The following is a 5,790-nucleotide window of genomic DNA, read 5'->3' as shown; positions in this document are numbered from 1 at the left end:
ATGTTACCTTAATAAATGTGGTGGTGGTATGGAAACAAAGGAAATACTAGAAAAAGTAAAAACAGGAGAACTATCTGTAGAAGAAGCCGAACAATTCTTTAAGAAATCAGCTTTTGAAGAATTAGGCTATGCAAAATTAGATACAAATAGAGAAATACGTTCAGGATTTCAGGAGGTGATTTATTGCCAGGGAAAAGCAGACGATCACTTAGTCGGTATTGTGAGAAAACTTTTTGAGGTGCAAGGAGAAGTTTTTGGGACAAGAGCCTCAATACATCAATATGAACTCTTAAAGAGTGAATTTCCTGAACTAGAATATGATCCATTATCACATATTATTAAGATAGAAAAAGAAAAGGAACATAAAGGGAAGATTGTTGTATGCAGTGCTGGTACAGCAGATCTTAATGTGGCTGAAGAAGCAGCACAGACAGCTGAATTCTTTGGGTGTCATGTAGAACGTTTGTATGATGTAGGTGTGAGTGGTATTCATCGCTTATTATCTAAATTAGATATCTTGCAATCTGCAAGATGTATTATTGCGGTGGCAGGAATGGAAGGAGCTCTTGCAAGTGTCATAGGTGGTTTAGTAGATTGTCCTGTTATTGCAGTACCTACATCAGTGGGTTATGGAGCCAGCTTTCATGGTGTCAGTGCTTTACTTACAATGATTAATTCCTGTGCCAATGGTATTGCGGTAGTGAATATTGATAATGGTTATGGTGCAGGTTATATCGCAACTCAGATTAATAGAACGGGAGAATCAAAATGAATCAATTATATTTAGAATGTTATTCTGGAATAAGTGGAGATATGTTTGTCGCAAGCTTACTTGATCTAGGGGCTTCAAAAGAAGTATTAGAAGAAGTTCTTTCATCATTACCTCTTACAGGGTTTAAAACTGAAATCACAAGAGTCAATAAATCAGGACTTGATGTCTGTGATTTTAATGTTGTTTTGGATCATGATAATCATGATCATGATATGAATTACTTATATGGTGAACATACGCATCATGAACATCACCATCATCATGAACATCGTCACTTGCATGATATTTTAAATATCATTGATCATGCACAAATGACAGATCATGCTAAAGAATTGGCTAAAAAGATTTTCACTATTTTAGGTGAAGCAGAGGCAAAAGCCCATGGTACTTCTATTGATGAAGTACATTTTCATGAAGTAGGTGCTGTGGATTCTATTGTAGATATTATTTCTGCAGCCGTATGCTTTGATGATTTAGATATTGATGAAGTCTATATTCCGGTTATTTATGAAGGAACAGGTACTGTGAATTGTGCTCATGGAACACTTCCTGTCCCAGTTCCTGCAGTGAATAATATTGTGTCTAGTCATCATTTACCTATTCATATTGATACTATCAAAGGAGAATTAGTGACTCCTACAGGCGCTGCCATTGCTGCGTCTATTGTGACATCTCATACACTTCCTTCTACCTTTACAATAAAAAAGACAGGTATAGGGGCAGGTAAGCGTGCTTATGAAAGACCAAGCTTACTTCGTGCAATGTTGATTGAAACAGATCCCAGGCACCAATAAGGTATGTAAACTAGAAACAAATATTGATGATAGTACAGGAGAAGTATTAGGTCATGTGATGGAGTTATTAATGTCTCATGGTGCTAAAGATGTTCATTATATTCCTGTGATGATGAAAAAGAACAGACCTGCTTACTTACTCAATGTATTATGTGATGAAGAAAAAAGAAAAGAATTAGAAACAATCATTTTTAAAGAAACAAGTACTATCGGTATTAGACGTACTTACATGGAACGTACAGTTCTTCAAAGAACTTTTGAAACAATTTCTACACCTTTAGGTGATGCTGTATTTAAGGTGGTCAATATAGATGGAGAGAAAAGAGCGTATCCTGAATATGAAAGTGCGAAGTTATTAAGTGAAAAACATAATTTATCTATTATAGATGTTTATCAATTGCTGGAAAGGAGTTATTATGAATTTATTAACCATCATTGATCAGTATTTACATGAGGATGTCATGATTGCTTTTTCTGGTGGCGTAGACAGTACACTCTTATTAAAAATGGCAGTTGAAGCATCAAAGAGATATCATACGCATGTCTATGCTGTTACTATTCAAACGGCGCTTCATCCTGTGATGGAAGCAGATGAAGCCAAGCAAATAGCTGAAGAATTAGGGGCGATTCATAAAGTGATTCATGTAGATGAATTAGAAGGTGCAGGAATAGAGAATAATCCTGTAGATCGTTGTTATTTATGTAAGAAGTATATGTTTACTAAAGTGAAGGAACTTGCACATAGTTTAGGTATTTCTACTATTCTTGAAGGTACAAACGCTGATGATTTAAAACAATATCGTCCTGGTATCAAAGCAATTAAGGAATTAGGATTACATAGTCCACTCTTAGAGGCTAATATGACTAAAAAAGAAATTAGAGAATTGGCTGGTACTTATGATTTAAAAGCGGCTAATAAGCCTTCTTCACCTTGTCTTGCGACAAGATTTCCTTATCATACATTACTTAATTATGAGGAAATGCGTAAAGTAGAAAAGATTGAAGATTATCTTCATGCATATGGTTTCTACAATGTACGTGCAAGAATACATAATGACTTAGTACGTTTAGAAATTGATCAGGATGCTTTTATGAAATGTATGGATTACCATCAAGAGATTGTCTTATTTATTAAAGAATTAGGATATGACTATGTAACACTTGATCTAGAAGGATTTAGAAGTGGTAGTCAGGATATTAAACTGGAGGAAAAATAATATGCATATGGCTGACGCCTTAGTCTCACCTGCTGTTGCGACAACGATGTATTTGGCATCAGGTGCAATGACTATTTATTCAATAAAAAAACTAGAAGAAGAAAATAATCCACAGAAACTCCCAATGATGGGTGTCATGGGCGCCTTTGTCTTTGCAGCCCAGATGATCAATTTCACTATCCCTGGAACAGGTTCATCAGGACACTTAACAGGAGGACTCATGTTAACCGCACTATTAGGTCCTTATGCAGGATTTCTTACGATGGTAGGTATACTGGCAATACAATGTCTGCTTTTTGCGGATGGTGGGTTACTTGCCCTAGGATGTAATATATGGAATATGGCATTTTATGGATGCTTTATCTCTTCGATGTTGATATTTAAGCCAATAATTAGTAAAAAATTATCTAAGAAGAACTTAATGATTGCCTCTATCTTAGGCTCTATCATTTCTTTACAATTAGGTGCCTTCTCAGTAGTTGTAGAAACAGAATTATCAGGTATTACAGCACTCCCATGGAACTTATTCATTGGTGTGATGCAGCCTATTCATCTTGCAATAGGTGCAGTAGAAGGTATTATTACAGGCTTAGTTCTATCATTTATTTATGAAGCACGTCCAGAACTTATCTGGCAGGGGCACACAACTAAACTAGCAAAAACATCTAAAAAGAAGCTTCTTGCACTCTTTGGTGGTCTCTCTGTTGCAGTGGCTGGGATCTTATCAATATTCGCAAGTGCCTTTCCTGATGGATTAGAATGGTCTATTTTACAGTTGACTGGTTCTACAGAATTACAACATAAAGGGGCTATTTATTCTTTGTCTTCGCGTGTTCAGGAACTCACTGCATTATTACCTGACTATAATATTGCAGGACATGAATCAATCTTAGGTGGGATGTTTGCAGGAATCGTTGGAGTCTTAGTTGTCATAGGACTCTATATGCTCATTCATCGTTATCATGAAAAACATACAGAAAGCCATTAAGAGAGTGCATCAAATTGATGCACTTTCTAAGCGTACAACCATTCTTTCTGCCATTCATCCCACTTATAAGATTTTGATTGTATTACTTTATTTGATAATCACTGCTTCTTATTCTATTCATAATATTTATATTGTAGTGATGTTTTTACCATTACTCTTATTTTCAATGCTTGGAGAAATCAATTTATTCAAATGTCTAGGAGAACTCAAACCATTAGTGGCTTTATTACTCTTTATGGGAACACCTTTCTTATTCTTTAAGGAATATGGAATCACTTGTTTTATTGTGCTCGCATTAAAAGGAATATTTGCCTTATTATTCTCTTACATATTGATGACCACAACATCTATGGAGGAACTCTGTATGGGATTATCTAAACTAAAAGTGCCTCAATCTCTTATTGTCGTCATCATGTTAATCCAAAGATATCTCATTCTTTTCTTTAAAGAAATAGACAAAACTTTGCTTGCCTATAGTTTACGTGCACCAGGGCAGAAGGGTATTTCTATAAAGACATGGGGAACATTAGTTGGTTCAATGATGCTTCGTTCCATTGATCGTGCTATGAATGTCTATCAATCTATGATGTTAAGAGGCTTTAAAGGTGTAATGCCATTACAATCAAAAAAATATGATTATAAGTTATCTAAACTTACATTTGGTATTATGTGTGTACTATTACTATTCTTGAAAGGAGTGACCTTATGATTAAACTGAATCATTTCTCTTTCTCTTATATAGAGAATCGTATTATATTAGATGATTTGAATTTTCATATCCAAAAAGGTGAAAAAGTAGGGCTCATTGGCTGTAATGGAGCAGGGAAATCTACACTTCTTAAAACTATTATTGGAATAGAAAATGGTCAGGGAGAACTGAAAGTTACAGATTTGACTATGAACAATCAAAACCTTGCATCCATTCGTTCTCATATTGGCTATGTCTTCCAGGATTCAGATAATCAGCTCTTTATGTCTTCTGTATATGAGGATGTAGCCTTTGGACCAATGAATGAAGGATTACAGGGAGATGAATTAGAAGAACGTATCAATAAAGCGTTGGATCTTGTACATATGCAGGAAAAGAAGCATGAAAAGATTTATCGATTATCTGGTGGGGAGAAAAAAAGAGCTGCCATTGCGACAGTCCTTTCTATGCGTCCAGATATTCTATTATTTGATGAACCTTCTGTTTCATTAGATCCTAAACATCGTCGTGGACTAATTAACGTATTAAACGAACTCCCTTATACAATGTTGATAGCGTCCCATGATTTAGATTTTATTTATGATACATGTGATCGTGTTTTATTACTATCTAATGGAAAACTTGTTGCAGATGGACCAACTCAAGACATCTTAACAAATAAAAAGCTTCTTGAAGAAAATGGTTTAGAGCTTCCTCTTTCATTTAGTAGACAAAAGAGTATATAATAGAGCTTTGTGAGGTGAAAAAGATGCGTTATGCACAAATAAGAGAAGTAGATATTGCGAATGGACCAGGTATTAGAGTATCTCTTTATACTCAAGGATGTCATCGTCATTGTCCATTCTGTTTTAATCAGGAAACATGGGATTTTAATGGAGGAAAGGCTTTTACATCTGAATTAGAAGATGTACTAATTAAACTTATTAACAAACCCCATATTGCAGGATTCACACTTTTAGGTGGAGAACCTTTTGAAGAAGAAAACAGAGACGATATTTTAGAATTACTCAAACATATCAAAAAAGAATGTCCTACTAAATCTATCTGGGTCTATTCTTCATTCCTTTATGAAGAAATTATGGAATGGAAACAGCCATTACTTGATTATGTTGATGTATTAGTAGATGGACCATTTGTGAATGAATTAAAAGATGCGAATCTCAAATTCAGCGGTTCTTCTAATCAAAGAATTATTGATATTAAGAAAACAAAAGAAAATAAAGAAATCACTTTAGTTGAGTTTAAAGAGATATAATAAAAAATTATCGAATTAATAAAGAAATTCCTATACAAAAGAAAACGTTTTAGCG

General features: G+C 34.6%; 8 protein-coding genes. All 8 read left to right on the top strand.

Annotated features, from left to right (window positions below):
* On the top strand, positions 1 to 772 hold a 772-nt coding region (gene larB / locus ACT8VG_RS06625; RefSeq protein ID WP_444195452.1), incomplete at its 5' end, for a nickel pincer cofactor biosynthesis protein LarB.
* On the top strand, positions 769 to 1,566 hold the full coding sequence (locus ACT8VG_RS06620; protein ID WP_444195451.1) for a LarC family nickel insertion protein: 798 nt from the start codon (positions 769 to 771) through the stop codon (positions 1,564 to 1,566). The genes larB and ACT8VG_RS06620, both read left to right, overlap by 4 nt.
* Positions 1,541 to 2,005, top strand: coding sequence for a nickel insertion protein (gene larC, locus ACT8VG_RS06615; RefSeq protein WP_187011515.1), 465 nt, complete (start codon positions 1,541 to 1,543; stop codon positions 2,003 to 2,005). The genes ACT8VG_RS06620 and larC overlap by 26 nt, the downstream gene beginning before the upstream one ends.
* Positions 1,983 to 2,783, top strand: coding sequence for an ATP-dependent sacrificial sulfur transferase LarE (gene larE, locus ACT8VG_RS06610; protein ID WP_187011516.1), 801 nt, complete (start codon positions 1,983 to 1,985; stop codon positions 2,781 to 2,783). The genes larC and larE overlap by 23 nt, the downstream gene beginning before the upstream one ends.
* Position 2,784: 1 nt before the next feature.
* Positions 2,785 to 3,771: an energy-coupling factor ABC transporter permease gene (locus tag ACT8VG_RS06605; protein ID WP_187011517.1), complete on the top strand. Its 987-nt coding sequence runs from the start codon at positions 2,785 to 2,787 to the stop codon at positions 3,769 to 3,771.
* Positions 3,746 to 4,480 carry an energy-coupling factor transporter transmembrane component T family protein gene (locus ACT8VG_RS06600; protein WP_444195450.1) on the top strand — a complete coding sequence of 245 codons (735 nt, stop codon included), beginning with the start codon at positions 3,746 to 3,748 and terminating at the stop codon, positions 4,478 to 4,480. The genes ACT8VG_RS06605 and ACT8VG_RS06600 overlap by 26 nt, the downstream gene beginning before the upstream one ends.
* Positions 4,477 to 5,205, top strand: coding sequence for an energy-coupling factor ABC transporter ATP-binding protein (locus ACT8VG_RS06595; RefSeq protein WP_006504539.1), 729 nt, complete (start codon positions 4,477 to 4,479; stop codon positions 5,203 to 5,205). The genes ACT8VG_RS06600 and ACT8VG_RS06595 overlap by 4 nt, the downstream gene beginning before the upstream one ends.
* Before the next feature lie 23 nt (positions 5,206 to 5,228).
* Positions 5,229 to 5,735, top strand: a complete 507-nt coding sequence (gene nrdG / locus ACT8VG_RS06590; RefSeq protein WP_444195449.1) for an anaerobic ribonucleoside-triphosphate reductase activating protein — start codon at positions 5,229 to 5,231, stop codon at positions 5,733 to 5,735.
* The last annotated feature ends 55 nt before the right edge of the window (positions 5,736 to 5,790 follow it).

The sequence above is a fragment of the Catenibacterium sp. genome (assembly GCF_052354645.1).
GTDB lineage: Bacteria > Bacillota_I > Bacilli_A > Erysipelotrichales > Coprobacillaceae > Catenibacterium > Catenibacterium mitsuoka_A.
This window is presented reverse-complemented; position numbering and strand designations above follow the sequence as displayed.